This window comes from Lentzea roselyniae (assembly GCF_039537795.1).
Taxonomy (GTDB): Bacteria; Actinomycetota; Actinomycetes; order Mycobacteriales; family Pseudonocardiaceae; genus Lentzea; species Lentzea atacamensis.
Map to the genome: position 1 here is coordinate 136,306 of NZ_BAABBE010000005.1, position 20,076 is coordinate 156,381.

21 protein-coding genes are annotated in these 20,076 nt (G+C 69.0%); 10 read left to right on the forward strand and 11 right to left on the reverse strand.

Features of this window, described 5'->3' with window-relative positions:
- Window positions 1-251: 251 nt before the first annotated feature.
- The 5 genes from ABFX45_RS10525 to ABFX45_RS10545 all read left to right on the forward strand — a co-directional run bounded on the left by ABFX45_RS10525 (window position 252) and on the right by ABFX45_RS10545 (window position 3,278).
- Window positions 252-1,199 (forward strand): trypsin-like serine peptidase, encoded by a 948-nt coding sequence (locus tag ABFX45_RS10525; RefSeq protein WP_211337516.1) that lies wholly within the window; start codon window positions 252-254, stop codon window positions 1,197-1,199.
- 84 nt (window positions 1,200-1,283) lie between these two features.
- Window positions 1,284-2,057 carry an META domain-containing protein gene (locus tag ABFX45_RS10530; protein WP_109639194.1) on the forward strand — a complete coding sequence of 258 codons (774 nt, stop codon included), beginning with the start codon at window positions 1,284-1,286 and terminating at the stop codon, window positions 2,055-2,057.
- 104 nt (window positions 2,058-2,161) lie between these two features.
- Window positions 2,162-2,578 (forward strand): DoxX family protein, encoded by a 417-nt coding sequence (locus ABFX45_RS10535; RefSeq protein WP_112226918.1) that lies wholly within the window; start codon window positions 2,162-2,164, stop codon window positions 2,576-2,578.
- Window positions 2,579-2,673: 95 nt separating this feature from the next.
- Window positions 2,674-3,003 carry a DUF4360 domain-containing protein gene (locus ABFX45_RS10540; protein WP_346129286.1) on the forward strand — a complete coding sequence of 110 codons (330 nt, stop codon included), beginning with the start codon at window positions 2,674-2,676 and terminating at the stop codon, window positions 3,001-3,003.
- Window positions 2,955-3,278 carry a DUF4360 domain-containing protein gene (locus ABFX45_RS10545; protein WP_346129288.1) on the forward strand — a complete coding sequence of 108 codons (324 nt, stop codon included), beginning with the start codon at window positions 2,955-2,957 and terminating at the stop codon, window positions 3,276-3,278. Before ABFX45_RS10540 ends, ABFX45_RS10545 begins: the two co-directional genes overlap by 49 nt.
- Here ABFX45_RS10545 and ABFX45_RS10550 read toward each other — a convergent pair.
- The 3 genes from ABFX45_RS10550 to ABFX45_RS10560 form a co-directional block, all read right to left on the reverse strand.
- Entirely contained in the window at window positions 3,275-3,958 is a 684-nt protein-coding gene (locus ABFX45_RS10550) for a TIGR03089 family protein (protein ID WP_346129290.1), read from the reverse strand. The two genes, ABFX45_RS10545 and ABFX45_RS10550, sit on opposite strands and share 4 nt — an antisense overlap.
- Before the next feature lie 9 nt (window positions 3,959-3,967).
- The gene (locus tag ABFX45_RS10555) at window positions 3,968-5,167 is read right to left on the reverse strand and encodes an LCP family protein (protein ID WP_109639199.1); all 1,200 of its coding nucleotides are present in this window, start codon (window positions 5,165-5,167) and stop codon (window positions 3,968-3,970) included.
- 68 nt (window positions 5,168-5,235) lie between these two features.
- A complete protein-coding gene (locus ABFX45_RS10560) occupies window positions 5,236-6,804 on the reverse strand; it encodes an LCP family protein (RefSeq protein ID WP_346129292.1) in 1,569 nt (522 codons plus the stop codon).
- Between the two features lie 108 nt (window positions 6,805-6,912).
- Here ABFX45_RS10560 and rfbB point away from each other — a divergent pair, with 108 nt between their 5' ends.
- Both rfbB and rfbD read left to right on the forward strand, forming a co-directional pair.
- Entirely contained in the window at window positions 6,913-7,899 is a 987-nt protein-coding gene (gene rfbB / locus ABFX45_RS10565; RefSeq protein WP_346129294.1) for a dTDP-glucose 4,6-dehydratase, read from the forward strand.
- Window positions 7,900-7,902: 3 nt separating this feature from the next.
- Entirely contained in the window at window positions 7,903-8,751 is an 849-nt protein-coding gene (gene rfbD, locus ABFX45_RS10570; RefSeq protein ID WP_346129296.1) for a dTDP-4-dehydrorhamnose reductase, read from the forward strand.
- Between the two features lie 231 nt (window positions 8,752-8,982).
- Here the strand turns inward: rfbD and ABFX45_RS10575 are convergent, their stop codons facing one another.
- From ABFX45_RS10575 to ABFX45_RS10605, 7 genes are all read right to left on the reverse strand, one after another.
- Window positions 8,983-10,074, reverse strand: a complete 1,092-nt coding sequence (locus ABFX45_RS10575) for a glycosyltransferase family 4 protein (protein ID WP_109639201.1) — start codon at window positions 10,072-10,074, stop codon at window positions 8,983-8,985.
- Window positions 10,067-12,559 (reverse strand): glycosyltransferase, encoded by a 2,493-nt coding sequence (locus ABFX45_RS10580; protein WP_233439986.1) that lies wholly within the window; start codon window positions 12,557-12,559, stop codon window positions 10,067-10,069. Before ABFX45_RS10580 ends, ABFX45_RS10575 begins: the two co-directional genes overlap by 8 nt.
- A 3-nt stretch (window positions 12,560-12,562) precedes the next feature.
- The gene (locus ABFX45_RS10585) at window positions 12,563-13,114 is read right to left on the reverse strand and encodes a hypothetical protein (protein WP_109639203.1); all 552 of its coding nucleotides are present in this window, start codon (window positions 13,112-13,114) and stop codon (window positions 12,563-12,565) included.
- Entirely contained in the window at window positions 13,111-13,650 is a 540-nt protein-coding gene (locus ABFX45_RS10590) for a hypothetical protein (protein WP_346129299.1), read from the reverse strand. The genes ABFX45_RS10585 and ABFX45_RS10590 overlap by 4 nt, the downstream gene beginning before the upstream one ends.
- Window positions 13,651-13,653: 3 nt before the next feature.
- A complete protein-coding gene (locus ABFX45_RS10595; RefSeq protein WP_211337517.1) occupies window positions 13,654-14,502 on the reverse strand; it encodes a glycosyltransferase family 2 protein in 849 nt (282 codons plus the stop codon).
- A 25-nt stretch (window positions 14,503-14,527) separates the two neighbouring features.
- Complete coding sequence (locus tag ABFX45_RS10600) at window positions 14,528-15,655, reverse strand: glycosyltransferase family 4 protein (protein WP_346129633.1); 1,128 nt, start codon at window positions 15,653-15,655, stop codon at window positions 14,528-14,530.
- A gap of 80 nt (window positions 15,656-15,735) precedes the next feature.
- Window positions 15,736-16,707 (reverse strand): glycosyltransferase family 4 protein, encoded by a 972-nt coding sequence (locus ABFX45_RS10605; protein WP_346129302.1) that lies wholly within the window; start codon window positions 16,705-16,707, stop codon window positions 15,736-15,738.
- A 20-nt stretch (window positions 16,708-16,727) separates the two neighbouring features.
- Here ABFX45_RS10605 and ABFX45_RS10610 point away from each other — a divergent pair, with 20 nt between their 5' ends.
- Complete coding sequence (locus ABFX45_RS10610) at window positions 16,728-17,636, forward strand: glycosyltransferase family 2 protein (protein WP_346129304.1); 909 nt, start codon at window positions 16,728-16,730, stop codon at window positions 17,634-17,636.
- Window positions 17,637-17,638: 2 nt separating this feature from the next.
- Here the strand turns inward: ABFX45_RS10610 and ABFX45_RS10615 are convergent, their stop codons facing one another.
- Entirely contained in the window at window positions 17,639-18,016 is a 378-nt protein-coding gene (locus tag ABFX45_RS10615; protein ID WP_109639207.1) for a hypothetical protein, read from the reverse strand.
- A gap of 101 nt (window positions 18,017-18,117) precedes the next feature.
- Between ABFX45_RS10615 and manB the strand changes: the two genes are divergently transcribed.
- Window positions 18,118-19,185, forward strand: a complete 1,068-nt coding sequence (gene manB, locus ABFX45_RS10620; protein WP_346129306.1) for a mannose-1-phosphate guanylyltransferase — start codon at window positions 18,118-18,120, stop codon at window positions 19,183-19,185.
- Window positions 19,178-20,059 carry a DNA-3-methyladenine glycosylase family protein gene (locus ABFX45_RS10625; protein WP_346129308.1) on the forward strand — a complete coding sequence of 294 codons (882 nt, stop codon included), beginning with the start codon at window positions 19,178-19,180 and terminating at the stop codon, window positions 20,057-20,059. The genes manB and ABFX45_RS10625 overlap by 8 nt, the downstream gene beginning before the upstream one ends.
- Window positions 20,060-20,076 lie beyond the last annotated feature (17 nt).

Consider the following 20,076-nt stretch of genomic DNA (forward strand, 5'->3'; position numbering starts at 1 on the left):
CGTTGTTCACACCTGTCAAGTCCCAACTTCAAGATCAACTACCTGGATAGCGCTTTCCGATCCTGCACATCAAATTGAGAAATGACCCGGACGGACCTTTTTTCTGGAGGGTGTGGAATCGCAGTCTGCTGAACAGAGCAATTTCAAACGAACGGCTGGACAGCAGGTCAGAGGCGTCGCTACGTTCGCAAAGCCGCAAGTTAACCTCGTTAAATGGGGTATTTCGAATGAGAGCGAAAAGAACTGTTTCGTTGGCGTTTGGATTCGTGCTGGCTGCTTCTGTGTTCGTGCCGACCGCGCAGGCGGCACCGAACGGCAGCTCGGCCAGCCTTGCCAGAACCTCCGACAACAGGATCCAGTCGGCTGCCGCAGCCGAGTCCTACTGGACCCCGGAGCGCATGGCGAACGCGATCCCGGCGCACGGTCCTGCCACGGTGAAGGCCTCGTCCGCACCCCAGCCCTCGGGTCGTGCGGGCAGCATCGACGGTGCCGCGCCGTCGGCGAAGGTCCGCACCGAGCAGGCCCAGGGCATCGGGATCATGCTCAACGAGTCGCAGACGGTCGGAAAGGTGTACTTCACCAACCCGGCCAACGGCCTGAACTACGTGTGCTCGGGCGCGACTGTCAACAGTGGCAAGAAGAAGCTGGTCCAGACGGCGGGGCACTGCGTGCACGGCGGTGCCGGTGGCCAGTGGATGCGCAACTGGGTCTTCGTTCCGCGCTACCGCAACGGGGTTCGCCCGTTCGGCACGTGGAGCGCCTACCAGCTCACGGCTCGCACTGCGTGGACCAACTCCAGCAGCAGTGACGAGGACATGGGCATCGTCATCATGCAGACCCTCGGCGGCAACTCGATCGTGAACGTCGTGGGCGGCAACGGCCTGCGCTGGAACTGGGGCTACTCGGTGGCGGTCACGATCCTCGGCTACCCCGCGGGTGCGCCGTTCACCGGCGAGCTGCAGTACTTCTGCCAGGGCACGACCTGGAACGGCCACGGCCAGCAGGTCAGGGCGTGGTGCAACATGACCGGCGGTTCCAGTGGCGGTCCGTGGCTGCAGGAGTACAACGACCAGAACGGGCTCGGCTACATCAACAGCGTGGTCAGCCACCGGCACTCCGACCCGAACCAGATGGACGGGCCGTACTTCGACAACGACATCAAGAGCCTCTACGACTTCGCGGAGTCCCTGTCCCCGTGACGTCGAATTCCGTCGGCCGGGCATGGAGAACTCCGTGTCCGGCCTTCGGGCAACCCGGGAGTGAGCGTGTTCCGTCCTAGGGTCATGAGCAACCGAATCCTCCTCGCCGCACTCGTCGTCTCGCTGCTCGCCGTCGCGTCAGGCTGCGGCAACCGGCCGGCGGGCGGGGGAGAGGGGAAAGACCTGCGTGGCAAGGTGTTCGTCTCCACGTCCGTCACCGAGCAGGGCAAGCCGCGCGCCCTGGTCGAGGGCACGTCGATCGAGCTGAACTTCACCGACGACGGCAGACTCATCGCCAGGGCGGGCTGCAACATGATGCAGGGCCCGGTCTCCCTCGGGGACGGGAAGCTGACCGTCTCCGACCTCAGCAGCACCGCGATGGGCTGTCCGAGTCCGGACCTGCACAAGCAGGACGAGTGGCTGATGAAGCTGCTCGGCGCCACGCCGACATGGCAGCTGGACGGCGCCAACCTGGTGGTCACCGGATCGGACACGGAGATCGTGCTCGGCACGGAGGCGCCCGCGGTCCTCGAAGGCGGCACCTGGACGGTCGACAGCCTCGTCACCGGCGACGCGGTGTCCTCGGTTCCCGGCGCGGTCGCCGCCACGCTCGCGTTCATGGACGGCAAGGTCAACGTGTTCACCGGCTGCAACTCGGGTTCGGCGTCCTACAAGGTGAACGGCCAGACGATCACGTTCGAGTCGCTGCTGCACACCGACAAGGCGTGCGGCCCGGACGAGACGCTGGTCGAGAAGGCCCTGCTGGCAGCGCTGGACGGCCAGGTCACGTACAAGATCGACCGGCAGAAGCTGTCCCTCACCAACACGAAGGGTGACGGCGTGCACCTTAAGAAGTAGCTGTTGGGTTCCTGTCGTTTTCATGAGGTTGTTCGAACCTGTACTAGGTTTGGTTCGAAGTTGAACGACCGACAGCAGAACGACAGGATCGGGGAGCAAACACCATGGTCAAGGACGTAGCCGCACTCATCGGCCGCATCGGCATCGGCATCGTGTTCGTCGCGCACGGCTGGCAGAAGTTCAGCGAGTGGGGCATCGCCGGCACCAGCGCGTCCTTCGAGAAGATGGGCGTGCCGCTGCCCTCGGTCTCGGCCACGTTCGCCGCGACGGTCGAGCTCGTCGGTGGTCTCGCGCTGATCGCCGGTGTCCTGCTGCCGGTCGTCGGCGTGCTGCTCGCCGCCAACATGCTCGGCGCGCTGCTCATCGTCCACCTGCCGAACGGCCTGCTCGGCGAGGGCGGCGGCGAGCTCGTCGTGGCGCTCGGCGCGGCCGCGCTCGCGCTCGGTTTCAACGGTGGTGCCTACTCGCTGGACCGCGTGCTGTTCAAGAACAACAAGGTGCTCAACCCAGCTGCGGCGTGACCTTCCTCGTCCGGCCCGTGTCCACGATCGTGGTACGGGCCGGGCGGCAGGTCCGCCTTTCCCCAGCGTCGAAGGAACGCGGAAGGGGGAGGCGAATGAGAAGGAAGCTGCTCGCGACGGCGTTGTTGGTGCTCTTCGGATGCCATCCGGTGGCGAACGCCGCGCCGGAAGTGGTCATCGAGAAGGTCGTCTACGCGGGGGCCGGATGTCCGGCCGGGTCGCTCGACGTCGCAATCGACGATGCCGATGCAGAGCTGGTGCTGTCCTACGACAAGTTGGTCGCGTCGGCGGGACCGGGTGTTCCGGTCACCGAGACGCGGAAGCTCTGCGAGGCGAAATCACCCTCAACGTCGGCGCTGCGGGAAGACGCGTCGCAATGCACAGTGCCACGTTCCGCGGGTACGCCGAACTCGACAAGGACGTGACCGCGGTCGTGAAGACCGAAGCCCAGGTTGTGGACGCCCAGGAGTCGCAAACGTTCACCACGGCCTTCGCAGGTCCGCCCTCGGAGAGCTACGAGGCGTCCGACGTGGTGGATCAGCCCGTGTTCTCCGCGATTCCAGGCGATTCCGTCGTCCTCACGCTCCACACCCAGGTGCGAGTGGACAACAGCAAGAACAGGAAAGGTTCGGGAATGCTCACCACGGGCTTCACCACTCACAAGGTCACCGCGGCCTACGGCTTGAAGTGGCAGTCCTAGTCGAGCTGCAGCGTGACCTTCTCGGTATCCCGGCGCGCGGCCATCAGGCCCGCGTCGGGATTGGTCACCTGCACCAGTGAGCCACCGACCGCCAGCACGGCGAGAAACCCTTCCAGCAGACGGGAAGGCGTGTCCCACTCCACAGTGGACATCACGCGCGGCTCGCTGCCCATCTCCGCGCCGAGCTCCCGTGCCCGCGTCACCACCTCGTCCACAGTGGACTCGCCAAGGGCCGGCGTCGAACCAGGAACCGGTTCCCACGGCATGAAGTCGTCACCGTGCACGCGCACGTCGTCGTTGTAGTCGACCGGGGCACCGGAACCCGCGCCCATGGGGTGCAACGACGCCACGGCCACGACGTCGGCGTCCGCCGTGCCACCGGGCGGCACCACGGCCACCTTCGCGCTTTCGCCCGCACCGACCACGTGGGCGCCGCACCACCACGCGCCCAGCAGCACGCCGACGGTCTGCCAGTGCGCGGGCAACAGCACCGCCACCGGGTCGCCCGGCTCGACGTCGTGCTCGTCCCGCAGCCAGTTCGCCGTCTTGGCGGCCCAGTTCTTCACGGTCGCGCGGGACAGCTCGATGCGAGAGCCCGCCGCGTCGTCGTAGTGCGTGATCAGCGGACGGCCCGGATCGGCCTTCAGCAACGGCGTGAAGAGGATCTCGGTCACGCTCACGCGGCACTCCTAGTCGACGCAGGGCACATCCTGTTGCGCTGCCACGGCGTGCGCGCCGTCCAGCGAGAGCAGCTTCTCAGGACCGAACCGCGAGGGCGTACCGGGGGTCCCAGGGGACGACACAGACGACGGGACGGGCTTCGGGGTCTCGCCGATCAGCTGCGCCACCCACGCCTTCACCGCCTCGCGGTCCACCGTGACCACGCTCTGGCCGCGCTCGTTGCGCGCGTCGATGTTCGTCACCGGGATCGTGGCGAACTCCACGTTGCCCGACGCGAGGCCCTGCGCCTGCGTGGCCAGCGTGGCCAGGTCGAGCTTCTCGTCCACCACGATCGACTTCGACACGGCGTCGAGCAGGCCGTTCATCCGTCCGGGATCGGTGAACGTGCCCGCGGACAGCAGCTGCTTCATCGCCTGCGACATGAACACCTGCTGCCGGGTGATGCGGCCGAGGTCGCCGCCGGGCATGTTCCGCTGCCGCACGAACGACAGCGCGTCGCCGCCGGAGATCACCTGCTCGCCCGCGCGGAAGTTCGCGCCGGAGTTCGGGTCCGACGTGCCGGCCTTGAGGCACACCTTCACGCCGCCGATCACCTCGGTCAACAGGTAGAACCCGTAGAGGTTGACCTCGGCGTAGTGGTCGACGCGCATCCCGGTGAGGTCCTGCACCGCCTGCACCAGCGCGCGGCGGCCCGCCTCGTCGGACTTGCGCTCACGCTCCTGCTGGTCCCGCACGCCCTCGGCCTGCAGCCGTTCGGCGGTCAGGTACTTCACCGCGCCGTACGCTGAGTTGATCTTGTCCTCGCGATAGCCGGCGATCGGCACGTACGTGTCGCGGGGGATCGAGATCGCGCTCGCCTTGCCGCCGTTGCGCGGCACCCGCATCACGATGATCGTGTCCGTGTTCACCGTGTCCGTGCCTTCGGTGCGCAACTTGCGCAGCACGTCCGGGGGGAGTGGCCGGCCCTGTGCGTCCGTCCGGCTGTCGCTGCCCACCAGGAGGATGTCGATCGCACCGTCCTCGACGGGTGGCGAGTTCGGGATGTCGTCCAGCACCTCGAGGATCTGGGTGGTGTTGAGGTTGTTCTCGACGCGCCGCAGGGTCGACCAGGACCAGCCGGAGAACGCCAACGTTGTCACGGCGACCAGCGCGACGACCGTCCGGCCGACGACCAGTGCGGTCTTCTTCGCGCGTGCGGCAGCGCTCAACGTTGGTCCTCCGTGTGCTGGATTTGCGTGCTCAGCGTAACTACCGAATGCTCGTTACGCCGAGGGTTTCAGTTCACGCAGACCAGTCCGCCCGCCGTGATCGGCGGGGCACTGCTCGACGGGCCGGCCGACGACGTGCCGGGCACGCCCTGCGGGTCGACGCCTTCGTCGTTGCCGGCCGGTGCGGAGTAGTCGGTGCCGACGAAGACCTGCACCTGTCCTTTTCGGACGGATGCGTTCTCCTCGACCGTGACGTTCTGCCCGAGCTCGGCCGCGACCTTGCGCGCGGACCCCTCCTCACCGGGCGCGTACCTCACGACGGTCGTGTCGCTGTTCTGCGGCGCCGAGTCGACGACGCCGCGCTTGAAACCCTTGGCGGCCAACGTGTTCTGCACCTGGCTCGCGAGACCCTGGATCCCGGCCGCGTTGTAGACCTGCACGGTGATCGACGAGTTCGGTGGCGCGGGCAGCGTCGTGGTGGGTGTCGGCGACGACGAGCTGGACGGGGACTTGTCCGCGGCGAGGCTCGTGAGGAACTGCCGCACCTGGGCCGGGTTCACCGGCAGCACGTTTCCGTCGCCGTAGGTGTCCGTCGGGTCACCCACCGGGATGGTGCGGAACTCGATGTTGCCGCCCACCAGGCCCTGCATCTGCTCGGCGAACGTGGTGATGTCCCAGCCGTCGCTCAGGACCACCGACTTCTGCACGGCCTCGACCAGCCCGTTCAGCTTGCTCGGATCGGTCAGCGTGCCGGTCGACAGCACCTTCTTCGCCAGCGCCCCGATGAACACCTGCTGCCGCACGATGCGGTCGAGGTCGCCACCGGGGAGACCCTTGCGCTGCCGCACGAACGACAGCGCCTGGGCACCCTCGATCGTCTGCGGGCCCGCCTTGAAGTTCGCGCCGGAGTCGCTGTCGGAGGTGGCCTCCTTCACACACACCTCCACGCCGCCGATGGCCTTCGTGACCTCGTAGAAGCTCGCGAGGTTGACCTCGGCGTACCGGTCGATGCGCACCGATCCGCCGGCCATGTTCTCGATCGTCTTGATCAGCGTCTTGCGGCCGGCGGCCATCGACTCGGTGCGGATCTTCTGCTCGTCGGTCTCGCCCTTGTTCCGCATCTCCTGGTCGGCGGTGTTGCGCTTGCGGGCGAACGCGGAGTTGAGCTTGTGCTTGCCGAACCCGTCGGCGATCTCCACGTAGGAGTCGCGCGGGAACGAGATCGCGACCGCGCGCGTGCCGTCCACCGGGATGTGCACGAGGATCATCGTGTCGGTGTTCTGCTCGCCGTCGGCGTACCCGCCGTTGAGCAGGGCCAGCGCTTCCTTCGACAGCGGGTTGCCCTGCGCGTCTGTGCGGCTGTCCAGGCCGACGAGGAGGATGTCGACGGCGCCGTCGAGCGGCTTGCGCCCGGCGTCCTTCGCGATGTCGTCCTCGATGACCTTGGTCTTGACGATGCCGTCGTCCGCCGCCCGCAGCTTGCCCCAGCCGTACGACGTGAGCAGAAGCACAGCGGTCGAGACGAGCGCGACGAAGATCTTCCCGGTCACCAGGAACGCGCGGAAGGTCGCAGACGGCCGGGTTCCCTCCACCCTGACCGGCAGACTCCTGCCTTCCACAGCCGTTTCCTCCCCCACCACGCCGAGTTTAGTCGTTTATAAGACACACGACGTGACGTTGCTGTGGGTTGCAGCGATTAGGTACGTGACAGACTGCGAGCGGGAACACCACAGGAGGAAATGAGCATGCGCGTACTGGTGACAGGTGGGGCCGGCTTCATCGGCTCGCACTACGTGCGGGAGTTGGTGAGCGGCTCGTACCCGGCCTTCGCGGGTGCCGAGGTGGTGGTGCTCGACAAGCTCACCTACGCGGGCAGCGAGACCAACCTCGCGCCGGTCGCCGGCAAGTTCGAGTTCGTGCGCGGCGACATCTGCGACCCCGGGGTCGTGGCCGAGCAGATGCGCGGCGTCGACGTGGTCGTGCACTTCGCGGCCGAGTCGCACGTCGACCGCTCCATCACGGGCTCCGCCGACTTCGTGCTCACCAACGTGCTGGGCACGCAGACGCTGCTGCAGGGCGCCCTGAACGCGGGCGTCGGCCGGTTCGTCCACGTGTCGACGGACGAGGTCTACGGCTCCATCGAGAACGGTTCGTGGTCGGAGACGCACATCCTGGAACCGAACTCCCCGTACTCGGCTTCCAAGGCCTCCTCGGATCTGCTCGCGCGTGCGTTCCACCGCACTCACGGACTGCCCGTGAGCATCACTCGGTGTTCGAACAATTACGGGCCGTACCAGTTCCCTGAAAAGGTGATTCCCCTCTTCGTCACCAATTTGATCGACGGCAAGAAGGTGCCTCTCTACGGCGATGGCCTGAACGTGCGCGACTGGCTGCACGTGGCCGACCACTGCCGCGGCATCCAGCTCATCGCCGAGGCCGGCCGGCCCGGTGAGATCTACAACATCGGCGGCGGCACCGAGCTCACCAACCGCGAGCTCACTGAGAAGCTGCTCGCCGCGACGGGCCGTGACTGGTCGTTCGTCGAGCCGGTGACCGACCGCAAGGGCCACGACCGCCGCTACTCGGTCGACATCTCCAAGATCTCGTCCGAGCTGGGCTACGCGCCGCAGGTCGACTTCGCCGTCGGTCTCGCCGACACCGTCGAGTGGTACCGCGAGAACCGCGCGTGGTGGGAGCCGCTCAAGGAGCGCGCCGAGTTGGCGAAGGGCTGAGCGTTGATCCTCGTTCCCGGTGGCCGCGGCCAGCTCGGCCACGACCTCGCTGCCCTGTCTTCCGACGTCCGCGCGGTGTCCTCCGCCGAGCTCGACGTGACCGCGGTTTCCCCGGCTGATCTCGCAGGCGCCGCCGCGGTGATCAACTGTGCCGCGTACACCGCTGTCGACGCGGCCGAGACCGACGAGGACCGCGCGTTCGAGGTCAACGCCGTCGGCCCTGGTCTGCTCGCCGAGGCGTGCGCTTCCGTTGGTATCCCGTTGATCCACGTGTCGACGGACTACGTGTTCTCCGGTGACGGCACGCGGCCGTACGAGCCGTCCGACCCGGTCGGGCCGAAATCCGCGTACGGGCGCACGAAGCTCGAAGGCGAACGCCGTGTGCTGGACGCGGGCGGCTGGGTCGTGCGCACCTCGTGGGTCTACGGCGTGAACGGCTCGAACTTCGTGAAAACCATTGCCGCGCTGGAAAGCTCGCGTCCCTCGCTGTCCGTTGTGGACGATCAGCTCGGCTCTCCGACGTGGTCGCACGACCTCGCTGCCGGACTGCTGGAGCTGGTCTCGGTCCTGCCGTCGCAGCGCCTGCTGCACGCCACCGGTGGTGGCGAGACGACGTGGTTCCGCTTCGCGCAGGCGATTTTCGAGGAACTGGGCGCCGATCCGGCCCGCGTGCAGCCGTGCACCACGGCAGACTTCCCGCGGCCGGCCCCGCGACCCGCCTACTCGGTGCTGTCGGGTGCGGCGTGGGCAGCAGCGGGGTTGCGCCCGTTGCCGCACTGGCGCAGCGCCCTTTCGGAGGCATTCAAGGCAGGGGTGGTAGCTCCGCGTACAGGTGCTGCGCCATTGGAGTGACCGGTCTGGCACGGCCGTTCCAAGTGCGGGAACCTGTTCGGCATGTTCGATTCCGGGCGCAATCCTCAGCGTCCCGCGACAGCGGATTCCGATCGGCAACGCTTCCTCAGGTGCGTTGCCGTTGTCACGGGCTCGCGACAGGTGTCGATGAGCCAGCTGGACAAGTACTCGCCGAGGCCGCACTCTCGGTGAAGTCGTTGAGGCGTCAGCGATTCCTGACGCCTCACAGCGCTAGGCCCTGCTCCTCCGGTACGCCTCGACGGTCTTCTCCGCACACCGCCGCCAGGTGAACCCGGACGCGTACGCCCGCCGCTCCGCCTGAGCCGCGGGAGTGGCCGGAGCGGCCACGGCCTGAGCCAGGCCCTCGGCCAGCGCTTCGACATCACCGACCGGCACGTGCAACGCGTGTCCGCCGGCGACCTCGCGCAGCGCGGGCACGTCCGAGCACACCACGGGAACGTTGCACGCCAACGCTTCCAGCACCGGCAGCCCGAAGCCCTCGTCGCGCGACGGCAGCACCAGCGCGGTGGCCCCCGCCACGACCGACCGCAGGTGCACGTCCGACAGGTATCCGGTCCGCAGCACCCGGCCGTCCACTCCGGACTGACCGGGCCCGACGATCACCAGCGGCGGCAGCGACGGATCGACGGCGTGCGCCTTCACCAGGTACTGGAGCCCCTTGCGCGGCCCGTCCGCACCCACGAACAGCAGGTACTCCGACGGCAGTCCCAACCGGCCGCGCAACGTCGGAGACGGCGGCCGCGACGCGAACCAGGCAGGGTCGACACCCAGGGGCGTCACCACGATCTTGTCCAGCGGCACCGAGAACCGGTCGGCCACCACGGAGGCGACAGCCGCGGTCGGCGTGCAGATCACATCCGCTCGCTGGGCCGACAGCCGGACGAGCTCGGGCAACCGGCGGTCCGACGGCGGCAGGTCACCGGGCGAGTCCAGGAAGGCGAGGTCGTGGATCGTCACCACCTTGCCTGCCCGGATCGTCGGCGGCAGCACGAAGTTCGTGCCGTGCATGACGTCGGTGAACCCGGCCAGCATCTCGACCGGCGGGAACGGCGCGCGCAGCCACATTTCCCGCAGCGCCCGTGCCGAGACGGGCAGACCGCGCGCGATGACGTCGTGCGGCAACACCGTCCGCAACGCGCGCCAGCCGCGCAACGTGAACGCCACCGCCCGTACGTCGACCTCCTCCGTCATGGAAGCCAGTTCTTCGGCCAATGCCGCGGTGTAGCGGCCGATTCCGGTGCGGAGTCCGAGCAAAGGCGTGCCGTCGAGCAGCACGGAGAGAGGTTTCGGGGCTCTAGCCATTAAGTCCACCACGCGCGATCTTGCGCAGACGCCCCGTCGCCCGCTTGGCCAACTCGGTCGGGCCACCCGCGTCCAGGTACTCGCGCACCAGTCGCAGGTCCCGCTTCACCTTGTCCGCCTTGCTCAACCCCGGTGTGCGCACCAGTGGTGACGAGCCGGGCAGACGGTCCGCGGCAGGCCTGGGATCGCGGCAGAACTCCGCCAGCGGCGCGAGCGCCGTCTCCCAGGTGAACCGTTCACGGACGACGGCGATGCGCTCACGGCACGCGGCCGCGAACTCCTCGTCGTAGAGCACCTTCTCCAGAGCGTCGGCCAGTGCCTCCGGGTCCTCCGGCGGCACGACGACACCCAAACCTTCCCGCAGCACCAGGTCCGCGAACGAGTCGCCGGACGTGGTGACGATCGGCAGGCCCGCCCACAGGTAGTCGAGCACCCGCGTGCGGAACGCGAACGTGGTCTCCACGTGCTCGTAGTGCGTGGTGACACCGCAGTGAGCGTCGAGCAGGAAGTTCTGCCGCTCGTTGTACGGCACCCACCCGTCGTTGAAGAACACGTGCTCCCCGGTCAGCCCCAGCGACGCCGACAACCCGCGCGTCTGGCCGGCGATGTCCATGTCCGGCACCTCGGGGTTCGGGTGCTTCATGCCGAGGAAGAACAGCTTCACGTCGGAACGCCGCGCGCGCAGCCGGTCCATGGCGTGGATCAGCGACAGCGGGTCGAACCAGCTGTAGACGCCACCGGCCCAGATCACGACCTTGTCGGTGTCCGAGATGCCGGGCACCACACCCTTGATCGCCGGGCCGGTGCGCTGCGGCGGCTTGCCGGACAGTCCGAACGGGACGATACCGAGCAGCGACTGCGTCGTGGGGTCGTTGTCGTACAACGTGGGCGTCAGCCTGCCCAGGGCCGCGAGGTGGCCGAGCCAGAAGTGCCGCTGCCGTTCCGACGCGCACAGGAAGAAGTCGCCGCGTTCGAGCTGGGTGTTCAGCACCCGCGTGACGGTCTCCAGGTCGAGGGCGCGCTTCTCGTCCGTGTCGTCCTTGCCCTGTTCCAGCAGTTCGAGGTGCATCGGGTCGTACATGTCGCAGACCACGATCTTGGTCGACGACTGCTTCTTCAGCTCGCTGATCATCTCCAGCGCGTGGCCCTGCAGCACGATCACGTCCGCCCATGCGACGTGCGGCGGCAGCTCCTTCGGCCGGGCCCGCTCGACGGCGAACGGCGCGTCCGGTGGCAGGCACAGCGGGTTGGTCGTCACGAGGCGCACCTGGTGCTCGCCGGACAGGACGTCGGCCATGTGCCAGGCGCGGATCGCGGGACCGGCCATCCGGTCGGAGATCGCGTCGCCGGTGATCACCAGGATCTTGCGCGGCCTGCCGAACACCTCGTCCAGGCCGAGCACGTCGACGAGGATGTCGTGCGCCGCGAGGTAGCGGGGCAGGGGATAGGCGGGCTCCAGCGCCTTGCGCATCAACGGCACCAGATCGGTGTCGGACCTGCGGCGCGCGGCCTGCTCGGCCTTGCGCGACTCGGCCAGCGACGGCATCAGCTCGACGAACTGGTCGATCGCGAGGAACCCGGCCAGCGCCTGGCGGGACATCTCGACCGGCTCGCGGTCCAGCGCGGGATCCGACGGCCTGCGCGTGATCTCCAGCTGCGTGGGGTCGATCTCACCGCGAGCCGTGGCCCTGCGCACGCACAGCGCCAGCGCGGCCGGCAGCACCTTGGCCAGCGTCTCGTCGGAGAAGTTCTTGTACAGCGCCGCGAGTGCGTTGCGCTCCAGCAGGAACAGCTCGCGGCTGTGGTCGATCGAGCTCATCGACGCGTGGTGGCGGTGGAACGTGAGCGACGCGGGCTCGTAGCGCACCCGCCAGCCGCGCAGGTTGAGCCGCCAGCCGAGGTCGACGTCCTCGTAGAACATGAAGAACCGGTCGTCGAACCCGCCGAGCTCGCGGTAGACCTCCGCGCGCACGAACAGCGCCGATCCCGTGCCGAACAGCACGTCCTGCGGGGCGTCGTACGCGCCGGTGTCGTCCTGACCGGCGTGGCGCTTGTAACCCATGCCGAACCAGGTCAGTCCGCCGTCCACGAAGTCGATCTTCTGGCCGTCCCAGTCGAGCACCTTGCTCGCGACCGCGCCCACCGTCGGCTCGGCGTGGAACACCTTGATCGCTGTCCTGACCCAGTTGCGGTCCGCACGCGCGTCGTTGTTCAGGAACGCCAGCACACTGCCCGTGGCGTGCTCGACACCGAGGTTGCAGCCGCCGGCGAAGCCGAGGTTCTGGTCCGAGGTGACGATCTTCGCGCCGGGCAGTTCCGTCTTCAGCCGCGCGCTGTCGTGCGCCTCGTTGTCGACGACGATCACCTGCAGCAGCTCGGCCGGGTAGTCCAGCTCGGCGAGTCCGCGCACGCAGGTGATGGTGTCCTCCGCGCCGCGGTAGTTGACGACGACGACGGACACGACTGGCAGTGATGCGCGATCCACGTGCTAAGCCTGCCTCATCACTCTGCGCGCCCGCAGTGTGGTTGCACAGATCAGCAACAGCAAGATCGCGATTGGTACTCCGAACACCCACTCGACGGACCAGTTGTTGCGGTCGGCGAGCAGCGGCCGCATCCACGGGTGCCGCAGCACGGTTGCCGGGCCCGGCTGCATCTTCTTGTCCTGCTCACCCAGCACCACGATGCGCAGCTCGGCGCCGTCGGGGCAGGTGATGTGGTGCGCGAACGCCGGGTTGTCGGGCCGGGGGAGGTCCTCGACGCTGGAGATCACGCACGTCTGCGGAGTGCCGAGGGCGTCCATCAACGCGCGGTGACCGTCGCTGACCAGCACGGCTGTGCCGGGAATCACGACCATGAACGCGGGCAGCACCAGCCACGCGGGCCCGAGCTTGCCGACACCCCACGCGAACGCGAGCGACAGCAGGCAGCACGGCACCAGCACCGCGAGGTCGTACCGCACCGGCACGATGGCGCCCAGCACGACGGCGGTGGCCATCGCGATCAGCCCGATCACGATCAGTGGCGTCGGTCGCCTCACGGCACCTTCCTGAGTGCTCTGGCGACGGGAACGAGAAGAGTCATCGCCAGGGGGACGCTTGTCACCGGCACCAGGTTCCATCGGGCGTTGTCGGCGAACACCGGCCGCAGCGGCGAGCCGACCAGAACGTCCGCCTCCATGATCGCGAGCCGGTCGTCCCAGTCGCGGCTCAGCTCGACCTCACCGCTCGGGCAGGCGAGCACGTAGTCCACCGACGGGTACTTGGCGAACGGGTGTTCTTCCGCCTGCGTGATGGTGCAGTGCTCGACGTGCCCGATCCGCTGCATCAGCACGCTGTGCCCGCCGAACGTCAGCAGGAACGGCGCCACGAGCCCGAGCGCGAACGCTGGCAACGCGATCCACTTGCGTTCGGCGAGGCCGCTCACCCCGAGCGCGTACGCGAGGCCGCCCAGCAGCCCGACGAACACCAGGCCCGTGGTGAGGGTGACGCCGAACCCGACGCCTGCCGCCAGCCCCGCGAAGCCACCCGCGATGAGCAGCCAGGCCGTGCGTCTCGGTACCGGTGAGCTGGACACGGCTCAGCCTCTGGTGAGGATCTTCACCCGCAGCGTCAGCCCGGCCTTCACCAGCAACCTGAACGGCGCCCACAGCACGCCCTGGTGCCGGTCGGCCAGGTACCGGTAGGCGCTGCGGTGGTGCTCGCGCAGCATCCGGTCGGACGACCGCGCGGTGGAGTGGCCACCGATGTGCGTGACCTCGGCGTCGGGCACGTAGACGTTCTGCCAGCCGGCCCTGCCGACCCGCTCGCCGAGGTCCACGTCCTCGAAGTACATGAAGTAGCGCTCGTCGAAGCCCTTGACCGAGTCGAACGCCTCGCGCCGCATCAGGAAGCAGCTGCCGGAGAGCCACCCGGCGGTCCGCTCGACCGGCGTCTTCTCCTGCCGGTACGCGCGGGTCCACGGGTTCGACTTCCAGAACGCGCCGAACACCGCGTGCCCGAGGCCGCGGCCCAGCGACGGCAGCAGGCGGGCCGACGGGTAGACCTCGCCGTTCGGCTCGCGGATCAGCGGCCCGAACATCCCGCCGCGCGGCCACCGGGAGGCGGCTTCGAGCAACGTGTCCACGCTGCCCGGCGCGAACTCGATGTCGGGGTTGGAGATGAGCACCCAGCCGACGTCCGGCCCCAGCGCCGCGACCCCGCGGTTGGCGCCACCGCCGTAGCCGAGGTTTCCCCCGGTCGGCAGGAACGTGACGTGCTCGCGTTCGGCTGCGACCTGCTCGGGCACGCCGTCGGTGGAACCGTTGTCGGCGAGGATCACCTGCACCGGCCGGGTGGTCGCCTTCGCGAGGGTGTCCACGAACGGTGCCAGCGTCTCGCCCGGCGAGTACGTGACCGTCACGACACCAAGTCCGTCGCCGTAGTTCACGCGCGACACAGTAGTGGCTCGCGATTCAGCGGGATCGGCGCACCAGCGCTGCCCGCTCGTAGGCCAGCCGGTGGCGGTCGGCGCTCACCGACCAGGAGAAGTCCTTCGCACGTCGCTGTCCGGAAGCTGCCAGGGCCGACCGGCGGGCGGGGTCGTCCAACAGATCGGCGATCGCCGCCGCGATGTCCCCCGCTCCGACACCGCAGTACGCGACCGCCTCACCACCGACCTCTGGCAGCGACAGTCTTCGCGTGGTGAGCACGCACGCGCCGCACGCCATCGCCTCCAGCACCGGCAGGCCGAAGCCCTCGCCGAGCGACGGGTAGGCGACCAGTTCCGCACCGCCGAGGAACCCGGCGAGCTGTTCGAACGGCAGGTAGCCCGCCCGGATCACGCGGATCCGGTGCGGCACCGCGTCGAGCGCGCGTTCGACCTGGCTGTCCCAGCCGGGCTGGCCGGCGAGCACGAGCGCGGGCGGGTTGGCGCGGCCGACCATCGCCTGGGCGAAGCCGCGGATCAGCGCCGGCACGTTCTTGCGCGGTTCCAGCGCGCCGAGGAACGCCACGTACGGCGTGTCCCCCAACGACAACGCCCGCCGCACGGCGGTGATCTCATCCGGCGACGGCGGGTGGAAGCGTTCGGTGTCGACGCCGTGCTGCGCGATGTGCAGGACGCGGCGGTCGGCTCCGGCGACGCGCACCAGTTCGTCGGACGTCGCCTGTGACGGCACCACGCACAGATCCGCGCGCTTCAACGAGGCGCGGGTCCACGCGCGGAAGAAGCGCGCCTTGACCGACGAGTGCAGCACGGGGTCCGTGAAGAACGTGGCGTCGTGCAGCGTCACGACCGATGCGGCCTTGCTGGCCAACGGAAGTGTGTAGTGCGGTGAGTGCACGACGTCGATGCCGAGCGACCGCACGAGGCGCGGCAACGTCGCCTGTTCCCAGGCCAGCCGGGCCGTCCTGGTGGCGACGGCGTCGGCGGCGCGCACGACACGGGCGTTCGGCGCGATCTTGGTGAAGAGTTCTTCGTCGCGCGGCTGGCACACGACGGACAGTCTGGCGCCGTCGGCATCCAGTGCGGCGACGAGCGAATCCACGTAACGGCCGACGCCACCACGGTCTGCGGGAACCGCGGTGGCGTCGATCAGCACGTTGGGTTCGACGGTCGGCACGATCAGCTAGCGTAATGTCATTTGCGAAAGCGTTTAGCGGGAATGCGCTAATCCGGTTGTTACGTGTGTGTCTCCCAGACACCCCGTGCGGTCTTTTCCCAGGTGAACTCACTTGCGCGGGTGACGCCGGCCTCGATGGTGTGATGCGGATCCATGAGGACAGCCCGCAGTCCTTCCGTCAACGAGGTCAGGTCTCCTCGCCGGACGACGGTCCCCGCACCGCCCGCGACCTCCACCAGAGCGGGGTCGTCGGAGTGCACGACGGGGACGCCCGCGGCCATCGCCTCCAGCACCGGCAGCCCGAAACCCTCGGCCAGGCTCGGCGCGGCGAGCACGGTCGCACCGGCCAGCACCGACGCCAGCCGTTCGTCGGAAACCTTGCCCAGCAACGTCACGTGCGGTGCGCGCAGATCAACGCCGCCCCAGCCCTGCGGCCCGATCACGACCAGCCGGGCCTTCAGCCGTTCGGTCGCCCGCACCAGCAGGTCGAAGCCCTTGCGCGGCTCGATGGTGCCGATGGCGAGCACATACCGTTCGGGAAGGTCGTCGGGTTTCGGGCCTTCGAGTCTGGTGACTCCGTTGGGCACCACGTGCACCGGAACCTCGACGCGCACGCGGTCGCGCAGTTGGCCGGCGACGGCCTGCGTCGGCACGACCAACGCCCGCGCCTGCAGTGCGGCCTTCTCGATGACCTTGCGGTGCCACGCGACGCCGCGCGGCGTCAGTGTCTCCGGGTGCGTCCACGGCACCACGTCGTGCACGGTCACGACCGCGCCCGGCAGCGGGGCGAGCGGCGTGGGGGCGTGCACGTGCGGGCCGAGCTTCGGCGGCAGTCCCCGTTCCCACAACGCCACCAGCGCCCGTCGCGGCACCCTGATCACGCGGTCCGCGTTCGCCGTGGCCGCGGTTGTCACTGTCCAGCCTGCGGGCGCGGTCTCCTTCAGGGCCTTCAGCAGCTCGGCCGTGTAGCGGCCGGTGCCGCCGGGGACGGGGGCGTTGAGTTGCTCGGTCAGCACTACGAGCTCTGGCACGTCGCGTACCGTCTCACGCCGTGTCGGCACTCAGCACCGTGGTGGTCGTGACGTGGCGGGGCCGTGACCACATCACGGCGTGCCTGGACGCTCTCGCGGCCCAGAAGAGTCCACATAGGATGATCGTGGTCGACAACGCGTCCGACGACGGCACCGCCGAGTTGATCAGCGGGCACGAGGTCGTGCGGCTCCCGCGCAACCGCGGTTACGCCGGTGGGCTGGCGGCCGTGCTCGATCTGGTCGACACCCCGTACGTCGCGTGGCTCAACGACGACGCGGTGCCGGACCCGTCGTGGCTGAGCGAGCTGGAGAACGCGCTGGAGGCCGAACCGGCCGCGGCCGCCGCCACCTCGTCGATCCTGCTGACGGACGGCTCGACGCAGTCCGTCGGTGTGGCGTTGACCTCGGACGGCTACGGCAAGGACGTCGTGCTCGCCGGGCGCGAGGTGTTCGGGTTCTGCGGTGGTGCGGCACTGCTGCGGACGTCCGAGCTGCGCGCCGCGGGTGGCGTGCCGGCCGGTTTCTTCTGCTACTACGAGGACACCGACACGGCCTGGCGGTTGCGGCTGGCCGGGCACCGGGTGATCTCGGTCGGACCGGCGCGGGTGCGTCATCGGCACGGCGCGAGCACGCGGCCGGGGTCGCCGCTCTTCCACCGGTGGAACGAGCGCAACCGGCTGCTGATGCTGCTGCGGTGCGCCCCGGCTTCGGTGGCGGTGCGGGAGCTCGCGCGGTTCCTGGTGATCACGGCGCTGCTGCCGGTGCGCAAGGACGTGCCGGACGCCGCGAACTTCCGGATCGGGCTGCGGCTGCGGGTGCTCGGCGAGGTGCTGATCAGGATGCCCGTGACCGTGGTCCAGCGACTGGTGATCGGCACCCGTTCGAAGGTCACCCGCCAGAGGGTCTGGCGGGACTGGGCAGGCCGCTAGCCCTACATGTTCCCGCTGAGGCGCTGGGACAGCGAGTTGCGCGTCTGCTTGTGGTTGGACACCGTCGGGATCACGCCCGGCTGCACGACCTGAGTGATCTCCGCGTCATCCGCGACCTGCATCGGCTGGGTCGGCATCGGCTGGCCGGGCCTCTGCTGGTGCTGCTGTGGCGGACGCTGCTGCTGCCCCATCTGGGAAGGCTGCAGGATCATCGTCGAGTCCGGGTCTTGGCGCGGGTCCATGGCGTTGACCAGCGTCCGAGGGATCTGGAGGGTGTCGGACGCGTCCATGGGGGACGTCATGTTGTCCGGCGTCACGATGTTCCGCCCACGTGCGCGGGCGCGGGCGAGCATGGCGTCGGCCCGGTCGCGGGGGTCCATGTCGGATTTAGCTCCTTGCCGGGACCAGATCCCGTATGACGATCTGCTTCGTGTCAGAGTATTCCGTCGAACGGCTCGCTGTAACGCGGAGGAGGAAAAAGGTGCACGGCGTCGAAGCTGTGGTGCTGGTCGGGGGCAAGGGCACCCGTCTTCGCCCGCTGACCCTGTCCGCTCCCAAGCCCATGCTGCCGACCGCGGGGGTGCCCTTTCTCACGCACCTGTTGTCGCGGATCAAGGAGGCCGGGATCACCCACGTGGTGCTCGGCACCTCCTACAAGGCCGAGGTGTTCGAGGAGTACTTCGGTGACGGATCGAGGCTCGGGCTGGAGCTCGAGTACGTGGTCGAGGAGGTACCGCTCGACACGGCGGGCGCCATCCGCAACGTCGCGGACAAGCTGCGCGAACCCGACGTGATGGTCTTCAACGGCGACATCCTGTCGGGTGTCGACCTGACGGGGATCATGGACACGCACCGCAAGCACGAGGCGGACGTCACGCTGCACCTCGTGAAGGTCGCGGACCCGCGCGCGTTCGGCTGCGTGCCGACCGACGACGAGGGCCGCGTGCAGGCGTTCCTGGAGAAGACCGACAACCCGCCGACGGACCAGATCAACGCGGGTTGCTACGTGTTCCGCCGCGAGGTGATCGACGCCATCCCGGCAGGCCGCCCGGTGTCGGTGGAGCGCGAGACGTTCCCCGGTCTGCTGGAGGCCGGCCGCCGCCTGCAGGGCCACGTCGACGCCACGTACTGGCTCGACCTCGGCAAGCCGGAGGCGTTCGTGCAGGGCTCGGCCGACCTGGTGCGCGGCGTCGCACCCTCGGCCGCAGTTGCACAGCCGGGTGACTTCCTGGTGCTCGAAGGCTCCGCGGTGCACGAGGGCGCCACGGTGCGCGGCGGCTCGACCGTCGGCGCTCGGTGCACGGTGGCGGACGGCGCGGTGCTCGACGGCGCGATCCTGTTCGACGGCGCTGTCGTCGGCGAGAACGCGGTGGTGGAGCGCTCGATCGTCGGCGCGGGTGCCCTGGTGCAGGCCGGCGCGGTGCTGCGCGACGCCGTGGTGGGCGACTCTGCCGTGATCGGCGCCCGGTGTGAGCTGATCGGCGGGGCGCGCGTGTGGCCGGGCGTGGTGCTGCCCGAAGCCGGCGTGCGCTTCTCGACGGATGCCTAGTCGGTCCTGGACACCACCGTTCCCCCTCGATCTGGGCGCGGTGCTCGGACCGTTGCGCCGCGGACCAGGTGATCCGTCCTTCTCGACGGAGGGCGGCATCTGGTTCGCGGCGAACACCCCGTGCGGGCCGGGAACTCTGCACGTCCGGCGCACATCGGACGCGGTCGAGGCGGAAGCGTGGGGCGACGGCGGGCTGTGGCTGCTGGACGGCCTGCCCGCCCTGCTCGGCGCGGACGACCCGCTGGACGAGTTCGTCGCGCACCACCCGATCGTCGCCGAGGCGCGCAGGCAGCGTCCCGGACTGCGCCTCGGAGCGACCAACCGCGTCTGGGACCTGCTGTTCGCCTCGATCCTGGAGCAGAAGGTCACCGGCAAGGAGGCGTTCCGCACCTGGCGTGAGCTGGGCCGCAGGTTCGGCGAGCCCGCGCCGGGACCGCTCGCTCTGAAGGTGCCGCCGACGCCGCACCGGCTGCTCGCCCTGCAGGACTGGGAATGGCACCAGTGCGGTCTCGACGGTGCCCGGCGGCGCACGTTGATCAACGCCGCACAGGTCGCGCACCGGCTGGAGAAGGCCGCCGAGATGCGCAGCCGCGAGCTGCTGGAGAAGGTGCCCGGCATCGGCGTGTGGACGTCGGCCGAGGTCGCGCAACGGTCATGGGGCGACCCGGACGCCGTGAGCGTCGGCGACTACCACGTCGCGAAGAACGTCGGCTGGGCGTTGACCGGCACGCCGACCGATGACGACGGCATGATGGAGCTGCTGGAGCCGTACAAGCCGCAGCGCCACCGGGCCGTCCGCTACCTGGAGGCCGCGGGCGTGCAGCGGCCGCGGCGAGCACCGAGGTTCTCGCCGCGCGACTACCGCAAGTTCTGACGCCAGGGGAGGGCTGG

Bases quoted from the DNA above. Each gene is read 5' to 3' on its own strand.
- rfbB (WP_346129294.1), top strand. From the start codon at position 6,913: ATGCGCGTACTGGTGACAGGTGGGGCCGGCTTCATCGGCTCGCACTAC.
- ABFX45_RS10540 (WP_346129286.1), top strand. From the start codon at position 2,674: ATGAGAAGGAAGCTGCTCGCGACGGCGTTGTTGGTGCTCTTCGGATGC.
- ABFX45_RS10625 (WP_346129308.1), top strand. From the start codon at position 19,178: ATGCCTAGTCGGTCCTGGACACCACCGTTCCCCCTCGATCTGGGCGCG.
- ABFX45_RS10530 (WP_109639194.1), top strand. From the start codon at position 1,284: ATGAGCAACCGAATCCTCCTCGCCGCACTCGTCGTCTCGCTGCTCGCC.
- ABFX45_RS10545 (WP_346129288.1), top strand. From the start codon at position 2,955: ATGCACAGTGCCACGTTCCGCGGGTACGCCGAACTCGACAAGGACGTG.
- ABFX45_RS10615 (WP_109639207.1), bottom strand. From the start codon at position 18,016: ATGGACCCCCGCGACCGGGCCGACGCCATGCTCGCCCGCGCCCGCGCA.
- ABFX45_RS10575 (WP_109639201.1), bottom strand. From the start codon at position 10,074: ATGGCTAGAGCCCCGAAACCTCTCTCCGTGCTGCTCGACGGCACGCCT.
- ABFX45_RS10535 (WP_112226918.1), top strand. From the start codon at position 2,162: ATGGTCAAGGACGTAGCCGCACTCATCGGCCGCATCGGCATCGGCATC.